Origin of the sequence: Bacillus cereus group sp. BfR-BA-01408, assembly GCF_022663305.1 — a bacterium.
Taxonomy (GTDB): domain Bacteria; phylum Bacillota; class Bacilli; order Bacillales; family Bacillaceae_G; genus Bacillus_A; species Bacillus_A pacificus.
This window is the reverse complement of record NZ_JAKUFF010000209.1, coordinates 1-416: the sequence shown is the minus strand read 5'-3', so window position 1 is coordinate 416 and position 416 is coordinate 1. Positions and strand designations below refer to the sequence as shown.

Genomic DNA, 416 nt, shown 5'->3' with positions numbered 1-416 from the left:
TTGTAGAAGAAGCAGCGATTGAAGAAGAACAATCAGTTGCAGAAGAAACACCGGTCGCAGAAGAGCCACCAGTTGTACAAAAAGAAGAATCTAAACGTGAGAAAAAGCGTCACGTACCATTCAATGTTGTTATGTTGAAACAAGATAGAGCGCGATTAGTGGAAAGACATGCGGCTAGAACGAATGCAATGCAACCTTCTATGAAAGAACGAGTAGAGAATAAGCCTGTACATCAAGTAGAAGAACAACCAATGCAGCAAGTGGCAGTAGAACCACAAGTGGAAGAACAACCAATGCAGCAAGTGGCAGTAGAACCACAAGTGGAAGAACAACCAATGCAGCAAGTAGTGGTAGAACCACAAGTGGAAGAACAACCAATGCAACAAGTAGTAGTAGAGCCACAAACAGAAGAACAA

General features: G+C 42.5%; 1 pseudogene. It reads left to right on the top strand.

From position 1 onward, the window contains the following. Window positions 1-416, top strand: a pseudogene (locus MR083_RS26950) (DNA translocase FtsK); the annotation flags it as partial.